Annotated in this window: 17 protein-coding genes; 6 read left to right on the top strand and 11 right to left on the bottom strand. The window is 71.1% G+C overall.

Going from position 1 to position 21255, the window contains the following annotated elements; genetic code table 11:
- Positions 1–1366: 1366 nt before the first annotated feature.
- From AB0F71_RS30955 to AB0F71_RS30970, 4 genes are all read right to left on the bottom strand, one after another.
- Positions 1367–2818: a replication-relaxation family protein gene (locus AB0F71_RS30955; protein WP_360241254.1), complete on the bottom strand. Its 1452-nt coding sequence runs from the start codon at positions 2816–2818 to the stop codon at positions 1367–1369.
- An 844-nt stretch (positions 2819–3662) separates the two neighbouring features.
- Positions 3663–3872, bottom strand: a complete 210-nt coding sequence (locus AB0F71_RS30960; RefSeq protein WP_360241257.1) for a hypothetical protein — start codon at positions 3870–3872, stop codon at positions 3663–3665.
- Between the two features lie 1322 nt (positions 3873–5194).
- Positions 5195–5629 (bottom strand): hypothetical protein, encoded by a 435-nt coding sequence (locus AB0F71_RS30965; protein ID WP_360241260.1) that lies wholly within the window; start codon positions 5627–5629, stop codon positions 5195–5197.
- Between the two features lie 272 nt (positions 5630–5901).
- Positions 5902–7011, bottom strand: coding sequence for a hypothetical protein (locus AB0F71_RS30970; RefSeq protein ID WP_360241263.1), 1110 nt, complete (start codon positions 7009–7011; stop codon positions 5902–5904).
- Between the two features lie 743 nt (positions 7012–7754).
- Here AB0F71_RS30970 and AB0F71_RS30975 point away from each other — a divergent pair.
- The 4 genes from AB0F71_RS30975 (at position 7755) to AB0F71_RS30990 (ending at position 10360) form a co-directional block, all read left to right on the top strand.
- Positions 7755–8258, top strand: coding sequence for a hypothetical protein (locus AB0F71_RS30975; RefSeq protein ID WP_360241266.1), 504 nt, complete (start codon positions 7755–7757; stop codon positions 8256–8258).
- Positions 8259–8370: 112 nt separating this feature from the next.
- Complete coding sequence (locus tag AB0F71_RS30980; RefSeq protein ID WP_360241269.1) at positions 8371–9153, top strand: hypothetical protein; 783 nt, start codon at positions 8371–8373, stop codon at positions 9151–9153.
- 458 nt (positions 9154–9611) lie between these two features.
- Positions 9612–9842 carry a hypothetical protein gene (locus AB0F71_RS30985; RefSeq protein ID WP_360241272.1) on the top strand — a complete coding sequence of 77 codons (231 nt, stop codon included), beginning with the start codon at positions 9612–9614 and terminating at the stop codon, positions 9840–9842.
- A gap of 83 nt (positions 9843–9925) precedes the next feature.
- Positions 9926–10360, top strand: a complete 435-nt coding sequence (locus AB0F71_RS30990) for a hypothetical protein (protein WP_360241275.1) — start codon at positions 9926–9928, stop codon at positions 10358–10360.
- A gap of 137 nt (positions 10361–10497) precedes the next feature.
- Here AB0F71_RS30990 and AB0F71_RS30995 read toward each other — a convergent pair whose 3' ends face one another.
- The 3 genes from AB0F71_RS30995 to AB0F71_RS31005 all read right to left on the bottom strand — a co-directional run bounded on the left by AB0F71_RS30995 (position 10498) and on the right by AB0F71_RS31005 (position 14930).
- On the bottom strand, positions 10498–11043 hold the full coding sequence (locus AB0F71_RS30995; RefSeq protein ID WP_360241278.1) for a helix-turn-helix transcriptional regulator: 546 nt from the start codon (positions 11041–11043) through the stop codon (positions 10498–10500).
- 93 nt (positions 11044–11136) lie between these two features.
- Positions 11137–13539: a helix-turn-helix transcriptional regulator gene (locus AB0F71_RS31000; RefSeq protein WP_360241281.1), complete on the bottom strand. Its 2403-nt coding sequence runs from the start codon at positions 13537–13539 to the stop codon at positions 11137–11139.
- A gap of 2 nt (positions 13540–13541) precedes the next feature.
- Positions 13542–14930, bottom strand: a complete 1389-nt coding sequence (locus tag AB0F71_RS31005) for a hypothetical protein (RefSeq protein ID WP_360241284.1) — start codon at positions 14928–14930, stop codon at positions 13542–13544.
- Between the two features lie 469 nt (positions 14931–15399).
- Between AB0F71_RS31005 and AB0F71_RS31010 the strand changes: the two genes are divergently transcribed.
- Both AB0F71_RS31010 and AB0F71_RS31015 read left to right on the top strand, forming a co-directional pair.
- Positions 15400–15594, top strand: coding sequence for a hypothetical protein (locus tag AB0F71_RS31010; protein WP_360241287.1), 195 nt, complete (start codon positions 15400–15402; stop codon positions 15592–15594).
- Between the two features lie 59 nt (positions 15595–15653).
- Positions 15654–16085 (top strand): hypothetical protein, encoded by a 432-nt coding sequence (locus AB0F71_RS31015; protein WP_360241290.1) that lies wholly within the window; start codon positions 15654–15656, stop codon positions 16083–16085.
- A 424-nt stretch (positions 16086–16509) separates the two neighbouring features.
- Here AB0F71_RS31015 and AB0F71_RS31020 read toward each other — a convergent pair whose 3' ends face one another.
- The 4 genes from AB0F71_RS31020 to AB0F71_RS31035 form a co-directional block, all read right to left on the bottom strand.
- Positions 16510–17247 (bottom strand): hypothetical protein, encoded by a 738-nt coding sequence (locus tag AB0F71_RS31020; RefSeq protein ID WP_360241293.1) that lies wholly within the window; start codon positions 17245–17247, stop codon positions 16510–16512.
- A gap of 46 nt (positions 17248–17293) precedes the next feature.
- Positions 17294–18247 carry a hypothetical protein gene (locus AB0F71_RS31025; RefSeq protein ID WP_360241296.1) on the bottom strand — a complete coding sequence of 318 codons (954 nt, stop codon included), beginning with the start codon at positions 18245–18247 and terminating at the stop codon, positions 17294–17296.
- Positions 18248–18416: 169 nt separating this feature from the next.
- Complete coding sequence (dnaB, locus tag AB0F71_RS31030; protein ID WP_360241299.1) at positions 18417–20009, bottom strand: replicative DNA helicase; 1593 nt, start codon at positions 20007–20009, stop codon at positions 18417–18419.
- Positions 20010–20089: 80 nt separating this feature from the next.
- Positions 20090–21229, bottom strand: coding sequence for a hypothetical protein (locus AB0F71_RS31035; protein WP_360241302.1), 1140 nt, complete (start codon positions 21227–21229; stop codon positions 20090–20092).
- Positions 21230–21255: the final 26 nt, after the last annotated feature.

The following is a 21255-nucleotide window of genomic DNA, read 5'->3' on the forward strand; positions in this document are numbered from 1 at the left end:
GGACCCGCTCCGCGTGTCCGCACCCGGGCTTCGCCCGGGTGGGCCCGGCGCTCCGCGCCCGGGCCGGGCCGCTCCGCTTCGCTCCGGCGGCCCGTGAGGCTGATGCACGGTCAACCGGTTGAACAGGGAAAATGGCTGATCTCAAGACAGGCTGACTAGGGGGAGGGGTGTCCTCAGGGGGCGTGCGGGTCGGCTTCACTCTCGCCAGATTGGCCAGTCCAATGATCTGGGCCGACATTTCAGCCCGGGGCGGGAGTAGGATGCGCGCTGCCCCCGGAGGATGAACAACGGTGACCAGTGTATCAGTTGCAACCTGTCAGGAAACCTTGCCGAACGAGGGGTCCGTCTCCGGCACTTCCGGGATTTCCCCGGTTTTTTCTCCGCTGACTTATAGGCTGGCGAAACCGCTCGCACGTTGGTTGTTATTCCCGCCTTTTCTGGCCTCTCGCCCCGGCCGGTGAATGTATCAGAAATGCACCGTCAGAAGTTCTTGTCAGATCCCGGGTCCGTTCCTGGCGGAGGATCAGGAGCCAGAGGAGTTAAGGCGCTGGAGGCGATCATGCGGGGCCTGACGCTTCATTCGGGACAGAGTGCTCCAGCGGGGCTGCGCGTGGCCCGAAAGATAAGTCCTTTCTGTGCTACGTCTCGTCGGCAGGTGCCTCTTCGGGCGAGCTTTCTTCGGGGTTTTGCTTCCGATTTCTGCGCCTACGTATAAGCCCCTTCGTAATTGCCCAAGTCGCGTAGGCTCCGACGGCGGTTGCTCCCATTGCTGCAGCGCCCGCAGCAGCGGCGACTCCGAAAAGGAACACCTTGTCTCCTGAGACGCCCTCAGTCGGTGGAGGAGCGGGAGTCCATTGAGACGAAGGATAGGTGAGACTGTACCCCCACCTCGGGGCTTGGTAGCTCTGTTCTACCTGCCTAATCTGCGCCTGCGATGAACGGGTCTCGGGTTCATCGTCAGGTTTGGCGCCCGAAAGGTTTTTGAGTGCTTCATCGATAGATGCGTGGGAACTCTCCCAGCTCTCTTGCGCACGGGCGTATGCCTCTGCGGCCTTATATTGTGTCTCGGCGAACCTTTCGGGATTTTCTCGTGCTTCGCGTTCCCATGCTGCTCGCAACCTGTCGTTCTTCGGACCGGTAAATACGGGTCCACGAGGGGTTTGGTAGTGGGGCCTACCGGAGTTCCGTATTAGGTAGTAGGTACTGTCTCTAGCTGCGCGGGCTGCCATTTCGGGAGTGTGGTCCCAACTCATATCGAGCTCCAGATACTCTCGACCTGTTGAGAATCATGTCCGGCTGGATCCACCCCGGACGCCAATGGCTCTGTTTCTACGGTACCCCCAGGCAAGTGATCCGGGAGCGCCGCTCAGCCGGTTTCTGACCGCTTAGGTTTGTGCTCATCCCTCGGCCCTCGTCCGAACAGCGTGCGCAGCAGCGTGGCGTTCTTGAGAGTCTGGGCAACCTGGATGTGGTTCTCGGTGGCTGCGGCGATTTGCTGGACGGCTTCGACTTCGGCGGCCTTGGCTTCCTTCTGCTGGCAGAAATGGCAGAGCTTCGTACCGTCGGAGGCGTAGCGGGGGATCTTGTACTTGTCGGCGGTGCGGTGGCATCCGGGGCAGGCGGTGGCGAGGAGTTCGCGTTCCTGGCGGCGGCGTTCGGCGGCGACCTGGTCGGCCTGCTCCTGGGCGCGCTGGGCTGCCCGGTGCTTGGCGTAGGCCGCGGGCCCGTCGTGGTCGTCGAGGGCGGCGTGGAGGGGCTGGAGGGGGCCTTCGCGGCCGGCGCGGCGCCAGATTGGGGAGAGCGGGCCGCGTTCGATCAGCAGCTCCAGGCTGGTGAACAGGATCGGGATCGCTTCGCTGCGGTCGTAGAAGCCGTCGCCGAGGTGCCGGCCCTGCCAGTGGCGGCGGGTCATCTCGGTGAGAGCCTGGACGCGTTGGCGCAGGGCGCGCTCGCCGAGGTGGCCGAGGACGATGGCGATGGGCGGGTAGCCGGGGCGGCCGGTGTCGGCGTAGGTGCGGCGCCAGTGCTGTTCGCGCTGCTCGGGGCGGTTGCCCCACTCCAGGTGGCCGATGCTGCCGCGCGGGTACGGGTTGGGCAGCAGGTGAGTGTGCTCGAAGAAGGCGCGGTAGTCGTCGATCTTCTTGGCGACGATGGGGTTGGACTCGTTGTCGAGGTCGACTTCCACCAGGAGCACCGGGATGCCGTGGTCGGGGGCCTGGAGGACGGCGTCGGCGCGGACCTTGGGTTTGTGCGGGGTGATGTGCTCGATCTCGGTGGCCCACTGCTCGATCCGGCCGAAGCCGGGCCCGACGCCGGGGGCGGTGCGGTCGCCGTTGACCTTGTCCTTCGGGATGCCTGGGCCGGTGCCGCCGACCACGAAGCTGATGATGGTCTCGGAGACGGCCAGGGCGTGGCCGGCGGCGGAGCTCGCGCCGGCCTTGCGGGCGATGCCGCCCATGTCCCGGCCGTCGGGGAACAGCGCCTTCGCCGCGTCGCGGCCGGCCGTGGTCATCCCCCAGATGTCCCGGCCGTCCTCGCCGGTGCCGTGCTTGACGGTGAGCCGCTTCTTCTCCAGGTCGTTCAGCGCGGCGCGGGCGAACTTGTTCTCCTTCGCGTGCGGGCGCAGCAGTCGCCAGAGCTGGTGGGCGGTGACGATCTTGAGTACGGCGATGGCGCGCTGGATGTCGGCGCGGACCTTGTTGTTGGAGCCGCCGGGGTTGGTCTTGGACGCCTTGCGGACGCGTTTGCGCGGCGCGGCGGCCGGGGCCGGGCCGTCCAGTTGGTCGGGTGTGCCCGGGTCTGGCTGACGGCTACTCACGGCGTTCCCCCTGTCTGCGGTGCGGCTGCTGACTGCTCTGCCTACCGCACACCGCTGACAAGTCGATCACCCGGTCCCGGCGGCCACCGCCCGGCCTGCCCGCAGCACCGGCCTACCCGCCCCGCCAGCCCGGCGCCGCGCAGCAACCGGAACGCCTGGCTGCCCGGCCGCGGCGCGAGCCCCGGGCACCGCCCCTGGGGGCCGGGGGACGGCCCGGGGGTTGGGCGAAGGGCCGGAGTGGCCAGAGCGAGACCCCGATGGAGCCGCGCTAGGCGACAGAGGGGTTGTCGGCGTTTCTGGACGGCCTGGACAAGGGGTCTGACCTGCGTTGATGCACCGTCAAGGTGAGAGATGACCGGAAGCGGTATCGGAAGCGCTACTGGAAACGTGCCGCCGGAGTGATCCGGGCCCGGGACAACGGGTCGCGGGGCAATTCTCACCGGTCCCCGGCGGCCGTCCGGGCGGCCCGGGCGGCCCGGGCGGTGCTGGTTGGACAGTACCCGGAGCGGACCATCGGCAAGGTGTGCAACACAACGTTGTGTGCCACCGACACGAGTGTAGGCAGTCGAGGTACCACTTCCTCGTCGCAAAATGGCCTTTTGGCCAACGCCTTGAAGGACAGCAAGGCCTTCGCTGCTAGCCTTGAGGTGTCATAGGTTTTGGTCATCGAAAGGATGGCCTGACCAGTGCTCGGGTGTAGACGTCATACGGCTGAAGCATCAACGGGTACGACGCAAAACAGAAGCGGGGCCGTTGAGAACGGCCCCGCTTCCGGTCACAGCACCACCACCACCACGAGCGGCCGGGGGGCCCATCCCCCGGCCTCTCGCGCGTCTGCGGCTACTCAGTGGAGCTTCGACACCCAGCCAGCGATCTCGGCGATGCCGATGACCAGCTCGATGCCGACGACCACCAGGTGGCCGCCGGTCACCGTGGTGAGCTTGCGCGTCACCCGGGTGAGCTCCTCCGTAGCCGCGACGAGCGAGTCGTCGTGGTGCTCCACCGGCTCCGGCTCATCGCCTTCGCCCTCGATCTGCTCGGGCAGATCATTCACGGTGAAGCCCCCTCTCTCACCTGTGGGCTGCGCCCACGCGGAGCCGGGATGTCCGGACACCTGGCCAACGTGCCCGGCCAAGGGGAGAGGTACTGGGGCTAAGCGTACCGACAGCGGGATGGGTGAATCGGCACTACAGGCTTGCCTAGTTCAGAAATGACTGTGACTCAGTTCACTTTCTGTGGCGAGCGCGTGGTGTCCGCGATCTGTTCTGCGGGCCGTGGTGCGGGCTGCGGAGCGTCCGGGGTCCAGGAGGGCTGCCGGACCCGCCCAGGGCGGTTGCTGGCGGCCGTGAGGACGTTGGGGGCGGGAGGGCACGGGCGGCGCCGGGGCCGAGGGCGCGCCGGGCCGGGGAAGGGTTCGGGGGCGGTTCAACGACGGCGGCCGGACCGGGTCGCGGCCACGCGGCCCAGGTCCGGGCGGCCAGCCTTCGCCGGACGCACCAGGACCAACGGCCCCGCAGGGTGGAACCCGCGCCGTCCGGACCGTCACCCAGAACCGCACCCACCCCACCCAGCAACCAGGGCAGAGGGACAGACAGAGGGGGTTGTCTGATTTTCCGGCGCCCCGAAAACAGGCTCTGAACTGCGGAAACGCTCAACAGCGGCCGGAGGGCACGGGGTACCTGCGGTGGTAGCTGCGGTGCCGTCTGCGGTGGTGCCCTCGGTGGTCCCTACGGTGGTGTCTACGTGGAACCGGGACGGCTGGTTGACGGCCGTCGGCCCGCCCCGCAGGCTGCGGCCGGCTCTGCCGGACGCGAAAAGACCAACAGCCCGCCGCAGGCGCGAACCCCGAACCGACCAACCGACCACACCCACCAAGACCAAAGGAGAAGGGGTTTGTCGGCATTTCCGGACCGCTCAACACTGGCTCTGACCTGCGATAATACCGCGCCAGGGCGAATCGTCAGGTGCCCACAAGACCACCGACAAGGCACCCCACAAGGCACCCCACAAGGCGTCTGACAAGACGCCTCACAAGATGCAGCCGGTCAGTACCTGTTTCTGAACCCAGAACCCGCAGGGCAGTCTGCCGGTGTCCGAAAGACGAGTTCGCGGACGCGTTCGCCAAACGGTCACCGTGACTGTCCGGCGAACGGAACCGCCTGGGCAAGTGGGACGTGCTGGGCCTGTTCTCCATGGAGAACAGGCCATGGGGCCGGCGAGTCGGTCGGCGGACCGACTCCGTCTTGATCGTTCTCAAGGTGATGGCCACCAACTCGGCCCAGAACCCACTTTGGAAACAAGCTTCCGAAGCCGCCGCCTCTGGGCCTACTGAGTGCCGCATCGCCCCGAACCTATGACCGTGCGCCCCAGCCCGGCTCAGCCGACGTACACGGAGGGCGAGAATGCCTTGTAGTAGCCCCCGTCGACCCACAGTTCGATCTGGCCTTGAACGTAGCCGTTGTACGTGTACGTCACCATCGGCCCGTTGCAACGCCGGTTGGAGAAGGGGGTCGACGGGAACCCGCAGTCGGTCCCTTTGCCGTAGTACGTCCCACCGGAGTTGATGAACACGTCGGAGTGGGTGAAGGTGTTGTTGCCGTTGCTCGTCACGTAGGCAAACGCAAAGTAGAAGGCGTTAGCGCCGGGAGCGGTCGAGATGCAGGCCTGCGCATACACGCTGCCCCCCGGGACCACCTGGGTGGTCGGCCCGCAGTAGTAGTCGTCGGCGCTGGCCGGGGTCGCCACCGCGACTCCGCCCAGTAGGAGGCCGGCGGTGAGTGCCAGGGCTGAAAGCTTCTTTCGACCGTTCATGATCTCCCCTTCACGACGGCGGCGTCGTCGGCACCTATCGGCTGGGACGTCTTCGGCGGCGGGCATTGCGACGCCCGCGCCTAGGTGGGACAGCCCTCCGCACTCCGAGGACTTGGACCTATGGTCGTCTATCGGTGCACCAACGAACAGGGCTTTTGCAAAAGCCCGAGTTGCAGGCCACGAAGGCGCGCGAAGCTGAACGGTCACGGTGACCGTTCAGCGAACGTCCAACAGCGGGCTGACCTGAGGCTTCTGGGTTCAGGAACAGGTACTCAGCCGAGTACCGGAGCGGTGTCGCCGTCGATCAGGCCCTCGACCAGGGCCTGGCGCACCGTCAGGGCGGCCAGCTCGGCGGTGCGGGTGACCAGCGGGCGGCTCCGGTCGGCGGGGCCGGCGACGAAGGCGCCTTCGATCACCACGACCCAGCCGTCCGCGCCGCTCAGGCCGTGCTCGATCCAGGCGAGCGCCCGGCCGGCCTTGCGGACGTAGAACAGCCCCGGGGCTCGGGTCCACCCGGCCAGGTCCCAACCCGGCTCGCCCATCAGCGAGCCGATGTTCTGGATGAGGTCGAACCGGCCCAGGCCGCGCAGGTACGGCTCGGGCGGCGGCCGCAGCGGCCCGACGTCCTGCTGGCGCGGCAGCGCCGGCGGTGTCTGCCGGGCCGGTTCGACGTCAGCCAAGGCGGCCGGGACGGCCGGGCCGGGCTGCTCCTGGTCGTCGTGGTCGGCGGCCGCGGTTTCGCCCCGCGAGGCGGAACCGTCGCCGTCCTTGTCGGCCGGGTCGACGCTGTCGTCGCCCCATCGGGCGGCGCGCTCGAGCATGCGGCGGGTGAGCCGCTCGGAGTCGGTGAGGTCGGGCCAGCGGGCCTTGTCCCGGATCTCCTGCGCGGCCATGTAGGCGCGGGTGCTGTAGGAGGGCAGCCGCGCGGCCAGCTCCTGGAAGACGGCGACCGGGTCCGCGCCGGTTTCGATCTCCAGGAGGAAGGAGGTGAGCTTGCGGCGCATCGCGTCGGCCAGGCCGAGTAGGTGTCGGCCGTCTTCTCCCCAGCGGGCGAGATCGTCGTCGACCGGGACGGCGGCCGCGGGTGCAGCAGGTGCAGCGCCGTCCGGTGTAGCAGCGGGGCCGGGTGCAGCAGGTGCAGCGTGGAGCGGTGCAGCAGCAGGGCCGGGTGCAGCGGGCGGTGCAGCGGTCCCGGCTGCTGCTTCGCGGGCCTTGGCCTTGGCTCGGTCGACCTTGCTACGGCAGGAGCGGGAGCAGTACTGCTTCGGCCGCCCGGTCGGGCCCTTCGGGGCCGGGTTGGAGCAGCCAGGGCGGGCGCATTGCGGAACGTGGCCCGCGTCGGCCGGCTGGTCGGTGGCGGCGGTCGGCGGGGCGCTGTCCATGTCGGGGATCGTAGCCATCAAGGTCAGCGACCTGGCGGGAGTTTCGCCTCGCGGGGCGAAACTCTGGACCTTGGAGGCGGGGACAAGGGGTGCTGCAGCACGCTCGGCCAGGTTGTCCCAGGGCAGTGCTGCACTCCGGACGGAGGGTGCAGCAGGATGCAGCACAGCCTGGTGCTGCACCCGCCGTCGGGCGGCCGGGTGGGTGCAGCACGGCCTGGCGGTGCAGCAGCGCCGGCCTTCACCGCGGACCGCTCCGCAAGGCCGGTCCGGCTCGCGCAACGCCCCCGCGCAGGCCCGCAAGGACCGCTTTGAGGTGCGCCGCGTTGCGCATGCGCGCGACGGCGCGGAGCGGAGGCGCATGCGGTGCGGACCGGACGCTCGGCCCGGTTCCCGGGTCCGGTCCTCCGGCCCGGTGGTGCGCAGGCCCGGGTCGGGGTGCGGGCGGTCCCGCACATGCTCTGACCTGCGATGGAAAGTTTGGCGGGGCGAAACTCACCGACCTTGCGGGGCGGAACTAACCGGGTGCGGAGGAGAACTCACCGGCCTTGCGGAGTGCGGTGCGTGGTCGTGCGCAGACGGCGGCCGGCGCCCTGCGCAGGTGCGGGATGCGCGGGGTGCGGTGCGCGATCCGCGTGGGGGCTGGCCTGCGGTGGGGAGTTTGGCGGGGCGAAACTCACCGGCCTTGCGGGGGCGGAACTAACCAGCCGTGCGTGACCTTGCCGGTGCTGGTGAGTTCACCGGTCATGACGAACATGACCTTGGTGGCGGCCGAGTCGGGCGCCGAGGACGAGGACCAGGAGCAGCGGGAGCGCGAGCGGCAGCACGCGGTGAACGAGGTGCTCGCCGAGGCGGCGGAGGCGGGCCGGCAGGCGGCCGGGTGGGTGCGCGAGCTCGCCGAGCGACAGCCGGAGGAGCGGCACCGGAGCGTGCTGGAGCGGGCCGCCGACGCCGTCGAGCGGGCCGCCGGCCGGGAGGTCGTTCCGGGCGGCGAGGGGCAGCTGGACGACGAGCTGGCGTACGGCCTGTCCGCCGGCATCGTCACGGGCAACCCGTACGCCGAGGCGCTCCCCGAGCTGTCCATGGGCGAGCGGATCGCGCTGGTCGCGGTCTGCGCGCTGGCCGCGGCGATGCCCGCCTCGGTACTCGGCGAGCTGGAGCGCGAGCTGCCCGCCCTGGCCGTCACGCTGGACGCCGCCGTGACGGCCGGTCGGACCGCCTGCCCTACAGGTAACACAGCCTGTCCGTGAACCGCTCTCACCTGGGGAAATAGCCGGTCAGTAACACAACCCCTACAGGCCCTACAGGCATGACACAGGCCGACGCCGGGTTCGGGCGGCTGCTCGCGGGCAGGGGGAGGGTATGGGCGAGCGGCGGCACCAGGAGCCGGCCGTCCCGGTCGGCGAGGCCGAGGCGCGGCGGCTGACCGGCGCGCTGCGCGAGTCGGTCGAGCAGGTGCGCACTGCCGTCCTGGTACTGGCCGAGCGGGTGCGCGCCGCGCACCGCGGCCGGGTGTGGACCGCCCTGGGCTACCCGTCGTGGGGCGCGTACGCCGCCGGGGAACTCGAGGTCTCCCGGTCGACGGCGTACCGGCTGCTGGACCTGGCTTCGGCCGCCGAGGCGATCGAGGACGTCGTCGGCCGGGAGGCCGGGCCGCAGCTGTCCCACGCGTGGGACACCGGGCTGGTGCTGCCGGTGCGGGCGGTGGTCGAGATCCGCGGGCGCCTGGCCGAACTCGCGGACCTGGTCGCCGAACGCCTGGCGGAGGCCCGCGCCGACGCCGGCGGTCGGCAGTTGGATCCGGGCCGGATCGGTGCTGCGGTCGCGGCGGCGGTGGCCGAGCTGCGCGGACGGCCGGACGTGCCGGCCGCCGAGCTGGAGAGCGCGCCGGGCCCGGACGGGTACCCAATCGAGGCGTGGCGGGCGCTGGTTGCCCAGGGGCACGGCCTGGCCCAGGAGCGGCTGGTCGCGCACCGCGAGCTCGGGCTGCTGGCCCTTCGGGTGGTCCCCGGCTACGTCGCCGAGCGGGACGCCGAGGAGGTCCTGCACGTCCTGGGCGAGGAGATCGGCAGCAGCGCCGAGGAACTGCTCGCATGCCGCCGGTACGCGCTGACCGGCGACGCGCGAGCAACCGAACGGTTCTGATGCCGCGGCGGGCTGTCTCAGCTCTGTCCTAAGGCCCGACACAGAACGCTCTCACCTGGGGAAATGACCTGGGACCGTCCCAGCAAAACAGACATGCCGGGCATGCTGGGGACAGAGGTGTCTCAGCTCTGTCCCAGCCGGGAAGCCGGGCAGCGCAGCGGCCGGGTCCCGGGGAAGCAGGGGGGTGTTCCGCGGGTCCCGGCCGTGGGAGGCCAGCCGCGCCGGGGTCACGGCGTGGCTGCGCTGGCCGGCGGCCCGGTGGTGCTGTGGTGGGGCCGCCGTGCCGGGAATGCTAGACCTGTGGGTCCACGGTGGCCAGGGCTTTGACCTGCAATCTTTCGGCCGCGAACATGCCATCTGTGGCAGAGCGGGCGCGTCGGTGTACAAGGCGCCACCGGCCGGGGGCCGGCGGCGGGTCGCCCTCTCGGCCGCACGGGTGTGCGACCTACGATGGGCGGGTGTCCGACACCGATTTCCCCGCTGACCTGCTCGAACTCCAGCGCCGCTGGTACACCGCCGAGGCCGACTGGGCCGCCGACCCGACCGAGGAGAAGCGGGCCGCATTCGCCGCGGTCGGCGCCGAGCTGTACTCCCACCCGCACTGGGGCGGCGCCGAGAACCGGCACAAGGCTGAGATGAAGCTCAAGCAGGCCGCCCGCCCGGACACCTCGCGGGAACCGGCAGCCTGACCGCCGGTCGGCCCTCTCCCGTATGCGCTTACTCCCCGGCCGGACGACGGTGAAGTGGGGTCGCACGAACACGGGAGGCACCGGTGGCAGATGACGTCGGGACCGAAGAGCCGGACGAGGCGCACCGCCGGCCGCCCGGGGTGGACGACGCGACCATCGAGGCGCTGGGGATGCTGACGAAGGCGCTGGAGTACACCGAGCGGGCCCGTGGCCACCTGTACGCGGTGCACCACATGACCGGCGGCGCCGACCGGATGCTCGCCGAGGCGGTACGGATGCTGCGCCAGGCCGGGCACGAGGAGCAGGCTGGCCTGGTCGAGCGGGAGCTCCTCGGGCGGGACGTCATCCCGGGCATGTGGACCTACCAGCTAATCGAGGCGTACGACCGCACCTACTACCGCGTGTTCACCGCCGTAGAGGAACAGGTCCGCCAGGACCTCGCCGCTGGCCGCCGACACATCGCCGAAGCCGAGATGCAGCGGGCCGCCCGCTCCCGCCGCAGGCGCACCGCCCCGTAGACCCGCGCCTTCATTGTGGGATTCCATGGATTTCCTCCGGTTAATTTCGCTCGGTCGGTCATAGAAAAAGTCCCGGCCGCCTTTCGGCGGCCGGGACTGGCCTTATTTCGGCGACACGGAGCCATCCGGGGGTGGTTCTACAGCTCGACGTCCATCCACGCGATGTCGTTCAGCTCGACGTCGAGGCCGCCAGCGCGGCGTCCGGTGTCCTTGAAGTAGTGCTCGCGCAGGCCCTCGGCGATGATCCGCTCCTGCTCTTCCTGGCTGGCGCCGGCGTCGCGGGCCGCGTACAGCCGCTGGGCCACCGAGCCGGGCATCTTCTGGGTGATCACACGCTCGCGCGGGTCGTCGGTCGAGCCGCCGGCCGCGCTGTAGCCGAAGGTCGCCTGAATGTGCAGCATGAAGCCGTTCTTCTCGGCGTCGCGGCGCACCCGCTGCTTCACCCGCGGCTGCCAGCTCGCGCGGACCTTCTGCTCGATGGCCTTCGTGGCGGCCGGCTTCGGGGTGCCCTGGCCCTTGAGCCAGCGCTGCACGGTGCGCTGGGAGACACCGAGGTCCTGGGCGAGCTTCCTCGTGGAGCCCTTGGCGCCCTTGAGCAGGAAGCGCATCCGGGCGGGGACGGACTGCGGGATCGGCTTGGTGCGCTCAGCCCGCTCCAGGCCCTCGTCGATCTCCCGGCTCACACTGCTCTCCTTCCCGGCCGCCGACATCGGCGGTCGCTGCTGGTGGTCGTGGTGGGCAGCCCGCCGGACGGGTGCCAGCGGGCCGCAGGGGTACTACTCGTCGGCGGAGACGACGCCGCCGGTCTTGATGTGCCGGGCCGGGTTCGTGTCGTCGGCGATGAGCTCGGCGATCTCCGTCAGCGGCCGGGAGCCCTCGAACTTCACCATCCCCGGGCTGACGCCGAGGCGCAGCGAGGTGGTGAGGGTGCCGTCGGGCCTGGTGAGGATGTCGAGTGCGCCGGGGCCGGGGGCGGCGAAGACGGCGCAGTCGGAGAGCACGGCGAAGGCGTGCAGGCCGGTGTCGGCGGCCATTTTGCGGAGCTTGCGGTGGAGGTTGATGGTGGCGGTGTCGATGACCAGGGCGCGCATCAGTGGGTCCCAGGTCGGACGGTCCAGGGCGGCCCAGCGTTCGCCGGGCTTGTAGCCGTGGCCGCGGGGGCGTTCGCGCATCTTGCCGATGGTGCCCTTGGCGGTCTGCTTGATCGCGGTGAGGACCGCGAGCTCCTCCGGGTCGCCCTGCTTGAGGTTGGCCATGGCTTCCAGGAACGCGACCGGGTCGGTGTCGGCGAGGGTGAGCGGGACGCCGAGGGCGGCCATCGTGTCCAGGTACGCATGGCGCAGGTGCTTGTGCCACGGGTCCAGGTAGGGGCCGTGCTCGTAGCGCAGCCACGCCTCGACGGGCTGCACCTGGGCGCCGAGCTCGACGGCGTAGGCGACCTTCACCGTGGAGTACCAGGCGGGCCCGGTCGGGCGGGAGCCGTCCGCGGTGAACGGCGAGGGGAGCAGCGGGTTCGTGTCGACGCCGGACAGGTCGACCAGCCAGGATCCCGGGGTCTTCGGGTCGAAGACCGGGTTGACCACGTGCACAGGCGGGCCCAACGGCAGGGTGAGACGGCCTGCGGCGGCGAGGAAGGCCATGTTGACGTCCAGTCCGACCCCGTACAGCGCGGTGCGCTTCTCGTCGTCGGTGAGCTCGCGGAACCAGTCCCACGCCTCGGTCACCAGCTGGCCGCCCGGCCCGCGGTCCTGGGCGAGCGGGTGGACGTCCAGGACCTCCGGCGGTGCCGGGTCGAAGGCGTCCTTCGGGCGGGAGCCCTCCACCGGGCCGGACGTCCAGCCGGCGTCGGTGCGCACCGCGCGGGTCGGCGGGCGCAGGGCGGTGACCAGCTCCAGGCCGGAGACGGCGGTGGAGCCGCGCGGGGTGAGAACGCGCTTCGCGTAGGTGCCCAGCAGCCGGGCCAGGTCGGCCGGGCCGAGGCCGTCGGGGATCTGCCAGCCGCCGGAGGCCAGCGCGCCCCAGGCGGGGATGCACAGCTGCACGCACTGGCGCTTGCCGTCCTCGGGGGTGCGGTAGATCCGCGCCCACGGGCCCAGGCCGCGCTGGGTGAACAGCCAGCCGGCCTTCTCCACCTGCTTGACGGCCTTGTGCGTCTTCGGCAGCTGGCCCAGGCGCTGGACGAACTCCTTCTTCTCGTCCCGGCCCATGGCGGGTAGGCCGAGCTCCGCGAGCGCGGCGTCGGTGAGGACGACCAGGGCGTCGCCGTCCTTGCCGTGCCTGTGCAGCCGGGGCGAGCCGAGCTTCACCTCGAGCGCCCACTGGACGACGTCGGCGAGTGTGCGCCCGGACGGCGCGGTCGGCGCGACTGTGCCGTCGGCGAGGTAGGCGACCAGGGACCGGCCGTCCTCGGCGACGTCCAGCACCGCGAGCGGTCCGGCCGGGAAGCGCGCGGCCGCGGCCTGCTCCCAGTCGGTCGGCCCCTCGGCCTTGGCCGCTGGTGCCTTGGCCGGGGCCTTGCGCGTCCGCGACGACGTCCCCGGACGCGACGACGACGCACGGCGCGGCGCCGCCACCGGACCGGCCGCAGGAGCAGTCTGGCGGGGCGCAGCGACCGGAGCGACCGAGGCGGCCGGCTCCGGCGACGCCACGGCGGGGGCAGGCTGCGGGGCGGCCGGGGTGGCGGTGGGGCGGCAGAACCCGCCCAGGTGCATCGGGTGGCCCTGGGCTCGGTAGACCGACGGCTGCCCGCACTGCACACACGGCGCGGGCGCGGCCATCAGCAGCGAGCCGTCCGGGTTCTGGTCCAGCAGCACCGTCTGCGGCGCCATCGGGGCGGGCTGCTCGGCCGCCCCGGCGGAGGAGGCGAACGCCGCCGGTACCGCAGCCGCAGGAGCGGCGGGTGCACGCTCCTGTGACACCGGTGCGGCGGGCAGGAGGCGGGCAGCCATGCCTTCCAGCAGCTTGGCGTAGGCGGCGCGGCCCTCGCCCTGCGGGTCGCGTTGCCCGGATTCCCAGGCGGTGAACGTGCTCGTGCTGATCCCGAGGGCCTTGGCGGTCTCCGCCTTCGTCAGGCCGTACTCGGTGCGCAGCCATGCCCGCTCGGCCGGCTCCGGCAGCGCGACGGCGCGGCGCGGGCCGGCACCGAGCAGGGCGTCGATCGGGTCAGAAGGGCCGACCATGTTCACCGCTCCTTGGTCAGGGACGGGGGCAGGACGCGCTGGAGGAACTCCCGGCGGGCGGCGCGGTCGAGCTTGCCGTCCAGCGACAACGCGGTGCGCAGCGATTCGGCGGTGACCTGCCGAGGGATGTCGAAGCGCCGTTCGGCCTCGCCGACGATCTCGCCGATGATCTGCTGGGCGTGGGTGGGGTGGTGGCGCACCAGCCAGTCCAGCATCTCGGCCACCGGTGTGGTGATGCCGTAGAACGTCGACGGGTCGGTGTCGCCGATCTGCTGGTCAAGCTGCTGCCCGTAGGCGAGCTCGTCGAGGATCGCGTGCCGGACGGTGGCGGCCAGCGGGTAGGGGGGCACGATGTCGTCCAGGTTGACCGCGACGCTCCAGCCGAGTTCGTCGGCGACCTGGCGGACCGCGTCCTCGGTGCGGTGGCGCAGGGCCCAGCGCTTGCGCCGCTCGGGGCGCTGCCACAGGTGGGAGAAGAAGATCTGCGTGAACCGCTCCTGCAGGCCTGCGGCGCCGGTCGACATCGAGGAGCCCTCGCCGGCGGACAACAGGGCGGAGACGCTGTCGGAGGATCGGCGCCGGCGTTCGGCCCAGTCTTGCGCGACCGGCCGGGCCCAGGCGCTGCGCCCGCCCACGATCGCCTGCGGCGGCGGGACCTCGCCCTCGCCGCGGGAGATGTAGGCGCGCAGGGTGGAGGCGGCGATGCCGCCGAGCTCGGCGAGCTCGGTCACGCCGACGAGCTGGTCGCCGGCGAGCTCGGGCGCGGACAGCTTCACCACGCACCTGTCCAGGGGCAGCCCGGCTCCGCGCTTCTTGCGCAGCGCCGCCCAGCGCGCCAGGTCGTCCGGCCACGCCGAGGCGGCCGCCGCCGGCTGCTCGGGGTCGAAGTTGGCGACCTTGAGGACTCGGCCCTTGGCCTGGCGGGCGCTGTCCTCGAGGAGGTCGGCGGCGCTCACGGTCACCGCCGCGCGCACCGGCCGGCGGTCGTACTCCTCGCTGGCCGCGTCCCACACCTGGCTGGGCCGGTACCAGGCGGTGCCGTCCCACCAGTAGCCGCCGCTGCGGAACAGCAGCGGGCCGTTCCACCAGTCCATGTACGCCGCGGAGGCGTCGACGTCCTTGTACAGCAGGACGCTCGTGCCGTGTTCGGGGTGGTGGCGCACCACCCAGGCCAGGTCGTGGTTGAGCGGGTCGGTGGTGAACGCCACCCACGCGCCCCGGGTGCCGCGGTCCCTGTCCCAGCGGCCCCACATCCCGTCGCCGACGTCGCGGCCGATCTTCTCGATCGCCCGGGGGTCCTCCAGCGGGATGTGCGCGTCGTCGACGAACGGCAGGTCAGGGACGGGATGGTCGGTGCGGATCCCGTTCGCTACGGGGCGGAGACCATGCATCAGAGTGCTGTACCTTCCACACTAGAGCGCTGTAGAGAGCTACAGCATAGAGGGCGGGAAGTGGACAGCGCAAGCACGCGCCTGTCAAGTCGCATAATCCGCACGGCCTTTCACGTGATCGCACTTCACGCCCGCACCGGCCCCAAGGACCCCGGCGCCACGGCCGCGAGAGCCACGCCGACACCCGCGCCTGAACGACGACCACACCCACCAGCTCCGCCGGCCGACAGCGCCCCGGCTCATCAGGTCCGGCACTGGGCCGCCGACCACCCCGGCCGCCATCGGGCACCCGTCGGCGCCCATCCCCGCAGGCGACGCCCCGGCGCGGCCGGCGCCGACGGTTCGGGTCCGGCCCGTTTCGCGAATCGAGCCCCGCGCAGGCGGCGGTTCTGGCATGCTCACCCGAATGGCGGAGCGCAACGGGTGTCCGGAGCCTCACACAGAGTCAGACACAGGGCTGGGGTGGGCAGTGCAGATCAGCGCGACGGTGTTCCTCGCGATCGTCATCGTCGCCCGCCTGCGACGCATCACTCAAGCGCGCAGCCGCGTCGACGAGGCGTTCACCGTCTTCACCGCCGTCGTCTTCGGCGTCCTGATCGCCGCCACCAGCTGGGGCCACGCCATCCTCCAGCTCGTCGGCGTCGCCGTCGACGCCACCCACTGACCCGCCAGGCACTCTTCCGGGCAGGCCTACCCTGATCGACGACACAGGGAGGGCCGGGGATGGAGCTGACGGTGCGGGACAAGCGCTGGATAGCCGCGGTGGCGCTGATCGGGGCGACAGTGGCGGCGTGCTACGTCGTATGGGGCGATGAGTCCGACTACCCACTCCCCTACCCGCGGCGGGACGCCTCGGTCCTGCGACGCATCGCGCTCGCCGACCCGTCCACGAAGAACACCACCGTGGCTGCGGACGACCGCACAGTCTCGATGGAAGTCGCCTGGAGCGGCTGCGACTACAAGCCCGACCTGGTGGCCCTGGAGACGGCCAAGCAGGTCACCCTGCTGCTCAGGCGCCGGGACGCCTCGGGCCCGGACATCGGATGCGAGGACGGCGGCATCGCCGAGCTCACGGTCGTCCTGCATCAGCCTCTCGGCACCCGGGCCCTGACCGACACCCTCACCGGCGAACCCGTCCCCCACACCCACGCCTGACAACGGCCCGCCACCGGGGCGGAGCACGCCGCGCGCAGGAGCGGCCCGTTCCGTCAGCAGGGGTAGCCGCACCACGCGGACGGGGGTGGCCGCACCACGCGGACCCCTTAAAGAACAGTTGGAGAGAAGTAGACGCGGGCCTTCCGGACGCCGAAGGCCACTACAGGTGGTTTCGCGCGCGACGCGCGAGCACCGCCGGCCTTCGGGAGCCCGGAGGCCCTGCCGCCGCAGGCCCCTCGAACGCCCCCGCCGAGCGACGGGGATAGCAACACCGGTGACGCCACCCTGGCAGCACCAGTGCTGCCACCCTGGCGGCGTGGGTGCTGCCCTATATCTAGAACCCTGTCCAGATCCCGGTCGCCGCAGGACGGCCGTAGGCCAGGTGACGGGTGGCTGCGCGCGCGTGCGCGCGAGGCGCCGGCCGCTACAGCGGGTCCGGTCCGCAGGTGGCGCAGCGGCGCATCTGATTTCCCTGCCGGCGAAGTTCGTCCGCACTGCGAAGTTCCGGCAGGCTGGTCCAGTCTGCGCGGCCACCAGTGGCTTCGAGGAGCTCCTCGAACTGGGCGAGGCGGTCGTCGACGGTGCCGAGGGTGGGGCAGTTCCAGCGGTGCAGGCGGCGCTCCGTGAGGGCGTAGGTACGACCGGCGGCGAGATCGGCCTTCCATTGCTCGATGTCGCGGTGGGCACGGACGCGGGCGCTACGGATCCACCGGCAGTGCTGGCACAGACCGGGCGCGCCGTCATAGCAAGAGCAGGCCGAGCAGTCGGCGCAGGGCGTGCAGGGGTGGACGGTCGGAAGGGACGACGGTTCGACGGCGAGGTCGGCGTCGACACGCTCGCGGCGCACGATTTCCCGCAGCCGGTCCTCTTCGAACTCGCCTCGGCAGCGCCTGCCGTCGACGCAGTCGGGGACGCCGCAGCCGTGCGGGTGCTGGAAGCGGACAGCCTGCTCGCCAATCCGGGCGATCAACCAGCGGGCGCGGGCTGCGCTCAGTTCGCCGGCCACAACGCGGTCCAGGACCTCGAGGACGGCCGGTACTTCGATCAGGGCGCCCCAGCCCGGCAGATGCTCGCGCTCGGAAGGCCAGTCCTCGTGGAAGTCCCCGCGGCGTAGCCGAATGTTGTTGATCAGATGTCCGTCGATGTCCAGGTGTGCGTGCACTTCGAATCCTTGTCGGACGCGGGTGGTCTGTGGGTGTGCGGCTGGGTCAGCGGCCGATGGTGACCGCTGCGGCGGCCGCGGCCTGTTCGGTGAGGGTGTAGGCGCGGCGGTCTCCGCTGCGGGCTGCCGGGACGGCGGCCAGGTGGATCAGCAGCACTCCGGCCGGGACGGTCTTGGGAGCCGGTCCGGCCCAGCGCAGCCAGATCGCCACGTGTCCGCTGGCTGCGGCGCGGGCGAGCTTGTCGGCGGTGGCGCGGCGGTTGCCGCGTTCGATCTCGATGACCAGCCAGGGCAGTGCCGGGTGTCGGCACAGGAGGTCGTGCGCGCCGTCCTCCGGGCGTTCGGCCGGTGCCTCCCGCTCGGGCGTCCAGCCGTTGCGGGCGGCCCACTGGCTGACGACGCGGGACAGGTACTCCCGGACCCGGTCGGCGGGCAGGCTGCGGAAGTGGACGTGCTCGCGCAGCTCGGCCGCCAGCGCCTCGGCGATCCCCGCCCCGGTCGCTGCTCCCTCGACCGGTCGGGGGCTGGCGCCGGGGCGTGGGGCTGGCTGCTCGGCCCGGGGCCGGGGCGTCGGCAGCCAGCCCTTGGCCTGGAGCCGGGCGGCCGCCTGGTGGTGTGCCTGCTGGAGGCGCTGTCGCTGCTCGTCGACGCCCTGGGTCTGCGTGGCCCGGATGGCGAACGCAGCCGGGCCACGGACCCTGATCTTCCGCAGGTCCGGGTCGACGGCCGTTTCGTCCTCCGGCTCCACGGGGGCGGACAGCTCCCAGAACATGCCGCCCGCGACGGTGTTGACGTTCCGCCGGTCCTGGTCGTAGGGCACGAAGTAGTAGATCGCAATCGGGTAGCCGGGCCCTGGGAGGTACTCGAACCCGGCTTCTCCGAACCCGGCGCCGTCTTCGAGGTGCCTGCGGATCTCCCGCAGCGGGGCGAGGCCCGGAGTCATCTCCCCGTCCGGGGTGACGAGGACGTAGTGCTCGTCGGGGTGAACGGACTCGTGCACGGTGGCTCCGATCGGTCGGAGGGGCCCGGCGGTACCGGGCGTTCGATCAGTTGTCCTGATTCGAGCTCTAGATCGTCTTCTGCGGGGCGATCATGGCCCCGCCCGCCGCCGTGGGCACGGACGGGGCCGTTAGGCGCTCTGAGGGGCGCTCAGGCCTCTTCGCGCGGCTCTACAGTCCGAGGTCAGACGCCATATTCGAGCTGGGGGTCCATCCGCCAGCGTCGGCGTAGGCGTCGTCGGTCGGGCTGGTCTCCATGTCGCGGCTCATGTCGACGATGCGGCTGTAGTGGCCCTGGAACGCGGCGGTGATCACGGCCTGCGGGCCTCCGCGGTGCTTGGCGACGTTGAGCTCGACCTCGCCGGCGCGCGGGGACTCCTTCTCGTGCATGTCCTCGCGGTGGAGCAGGATCACGATGTCGGCGTCCTGCTCGATCGAGCCGGACTCGCGCAGGTCGGAGACCATCGGCCGCTTGTCCTGGCGCTGCTCGGGGCCGCGGTTGAGCTGGGAGAGCGCCACGACCGGGCACTCCAGCTCCTTGGCCATCATCTTGAGGTTGCGGGAGATGTCGCTGATCTCCTCCTGCCGGTTGCCGTAGCGCTTCGTGCCGCCGGACTGCATCAGCTGGAGGTAGTCGACGACGACCAGGGCGAGGCCGTCGTGCTGCTGGGCGATGCGCCGGGCCCGGGAGCGGATCTCCATCAGGGTGAGCTCCTGGGAGTCGTCGATCACCAGCGGCGCGTCCATGATGGTCTGGGTCCGGCGGGCCATCCGCTGGACGTCGTCGTCGGTGACCGTGCCGGCCTTGATGTGGTGCAGCGCCACCTTCGCCTCGGCGGAGAACAGCCGCTGGACGATCTCCGCGCGGCCCATCTCCAGGGAGAAGAACGCGGTCGGCTTCTGCTGGTGAACGGCGCAGGCGCGGGCGAAGTCCAGGGCGAGCGTGGACTTCCCAACGCCCGGCCGGGCGCCGATCACGATGAGCTGGCGAGGCAGCAGGCCGCTGGTGAGCTGGTCCAGCTCGGCGAACCCGGTGGACAGCCCGATCAGCTTCTTGCGGGTCTTGGCCGCGTCCAGGTTGTCGAAGAACAGCTCGACGTCGTCGCGGACCGGCGCGTACGGGGTGCTGACGGTGCGGGCGCTGACCGCCTGGTAGATCTCCGTCTGCGCGGCCTGGGCAATCTCGTCGAGCTCGCCCTCGGCGGCGTAGCCCATCGCGGCGATCCGGGTGCCGGCCTCCACCAGGCGGCGCAGCACGGCGCGCTCGTGAACGATCTCGGCGTAGTACTCGGCGTTCGCGGCGGTCGGCACCGAGTTGACCAGGGTGTGCAGGTACGAGGCGCCGCCGACCCGCTCCAGGTCGCCGCTGCGGGTCAGCTCGCCGGCCACGGTGATCGGGTCGGCGGGCTCGCCCTGGGCGTAGAGGGCGAGGATCGCGCCGTGGATGGTCTCGTGCGCGGGCCGGTAGTAGTCCGCCGGCTGGAGGACCTCGACCACGTCGCCGATCGCGTCCTTGGACAGCATCATGCCGCCCAGCACCGCCTGCTCGGCCGCCAGGTCCTGCGGCGGCACCCGTTCGAACCCGTCACCGGCCGGGGCGTCGTCGCCACGGCGGCCGCGGGTGCGCCCGCCCCAGCGCGGCTCGGGCAGCTGCTCCATGCCCGGTGCGTCGGCGGGCGCCCAGTCGTCCTGCGGCAGGTCGTCCGGCTCGTCGTCGGGCAGGTCCTCGTGCTCCAGGGCCGGGTTGTCGGGCAGTACGCTCATGGTGAATCTCCTGTTCGAGGGATGGTTCGATCCGGCGGCCGGGGGTGCAGACCCCGGCCGCCGCTTGCTGTTCGAGAAGGTCAGGCGTCGGTCTTCGACGGCCACGGCACGCCCTCGGCCGCCAGGATCTCGGCGATCGACAGCCCCTCCTGCTTGCTCCCCCGCCGCTGCTCCGACTCGCGGAAGCAGGTCGGGCAGTCCAGCGGTTGCGCGGGGTGGCGCGGGCACTTGCCCGGGTCCGGCCGCCGGGGCGCAGTGGGCCGGGCGGGAGCGCCGTACCGCTGCGCGGTGGTCGCCTCGCCCAGCCGCCACCAGGACGGCTTGTCCGAGCCCATCCAGAACGCCACCGACACCAGCCACTCCACCGACTCGCCCTTGGCCACCAGCTTGACCGCCGAGTCGGTGAACTCCGCTAGTGCGTTTGCGCCCCGGTGTCGACCGACGCCGATCGAGTCCCGGCCGGCCATCCAGGCCGCCACGATCCGCTGGACCTCCGGCGACACCTCGGCGGCCGGAGCCCCCGACGCGGGTTCCTCCCGGGGAGCCGGTACGGCCGCAGCCGAAGGCGCGGCCTTCGGCGGGGAGGGCTCGTCCTGGTTGTTGATCTCCTTCTTCTTCTTCGCGGACGTGGCACGAGAGGTGGCCGGAGTCCGAGGGTCGGTAGAGGAAGAGGAGTCGTTAGGGGAGTCCTTAGAAGAGGATCCCTGATCCGCCGAATCCGGGTGAGCCGAATCCGGGCGAGCCGTGTCCTGGGAACCCGATTCCTGGAAATCCGTAATCGGCGCGACCTGCGGTTTTGCCTTCGGTCCCGCCTTGGGAAGACGCTTCGGGCCCTTGGGAGCCTGCTTCCGGCCCTCCGGGTCGCGCTTCCGGTCGGCGGGGTTCGAGCGCATCTCGGGCGGGACGGGGGTGCTGTAGACGTTCACCACCCACTCGTGCTGGCCGAGCTCGTTGGCCTCCAGCTCGCGCACGAGGTAGCCCGCCTCCTCCAGCTCGTAGGAGGCGGCGTAGAGGGCGTCACGGCCCTCCAATCGCTGCTTGCCCGCCCACTTCGCCCGCTTGACCATGTCCGGGACGGAATCGATCTCCGCACCCTCGGGGCGGCGCAGCCACCGGGTCAGCAGGCCCAGGGCCCGGCACGACAGGTCATCGTCGATGACCTCGTTGTCCAGGGTCGTCCAGGTCTTGGGCTTGAAGTCCTTACCGCGCTGCCACTTCATCGGTCACCACCCGACGAGCGGGAGGA

This window comes from Kitasatospora sp. NPDC028055 (assembly GCF_040637885.1).
Lineage (GTDB): Bacteria > Actinomycetota > Actinomycetes > Streptomycetales > Streptomycetaceae > Kitasatospora.

Excerpts from the sequence above, each read along its gene's own strand:
- AB0F71_RS30965 (WP_360241260.1), bottom strand. The coding sequence starts at position 5,629 with ATGAACGGTCGAAAGAAGCTTTCAGCCCTGGCACTCACCGCCGGCCTC.
- AB0F71_RS30970 (WP_360241263.1), bottom strand. The coding sequence starts at position 7,011 with ATGGACAGCGCCCCGCCGACCGCCGCCACCGACCAGCCGGCCGACGCG.
- AB0F71_RS30975 (WP_360241266.1), top strand. The coding sequence starts at position 7,755 with ATGACGAACATGACCTTGGTGGCGGCCGAGTCGGGCGCCGAGGACGAG.
- AB0F71_RS30980 (WP_360241269.1), top strand. The coding sequence starts at position 8,371 with ATGGGCGAGCGGCGGCACCAGGAGCCGGCCGTCCCGGTCGGCGAGGCC.
- AB0F71_RS31000 (WP_360241281.1), bottom strand. The coding sequence starts at position 13,539 with ATGGTCGGCCCTTCTGACCCGATCGACGCCCTGCTCGGTGCCGGCCCG.
- AB0F71_RS31005 (WP_360241284.1), bottom strand. The coding sequence starts at position 14,930 with ATGCATGGTCTCCGCCCCGTAGCGAACGGGATCCGCACCGACCATCCC.
- AB0F71_RS31015 (WP_360241290.1), top strand. The coding sequence starts at position 15,654 with ATGGAGCTGACGGTGCGGGACAAGCGCTGGATAGCCGCGGTGGCGCTG.
- dnaB (WP_360241299.1), bottom strand. The coding sequence starts at position 20,009 with ATGAGCGTACTGCCCGACAACCCGGCCCTGGAGCACGAGGACCTGCCC.
- AB0F71_RS31035 (WP_360241302.1), bottom strand. The coding sequence starts at position 21,229 with ATGAAGTGGCAGCGCGGTAAGGACTTCAAGCCCAAGACCTGGACGACC.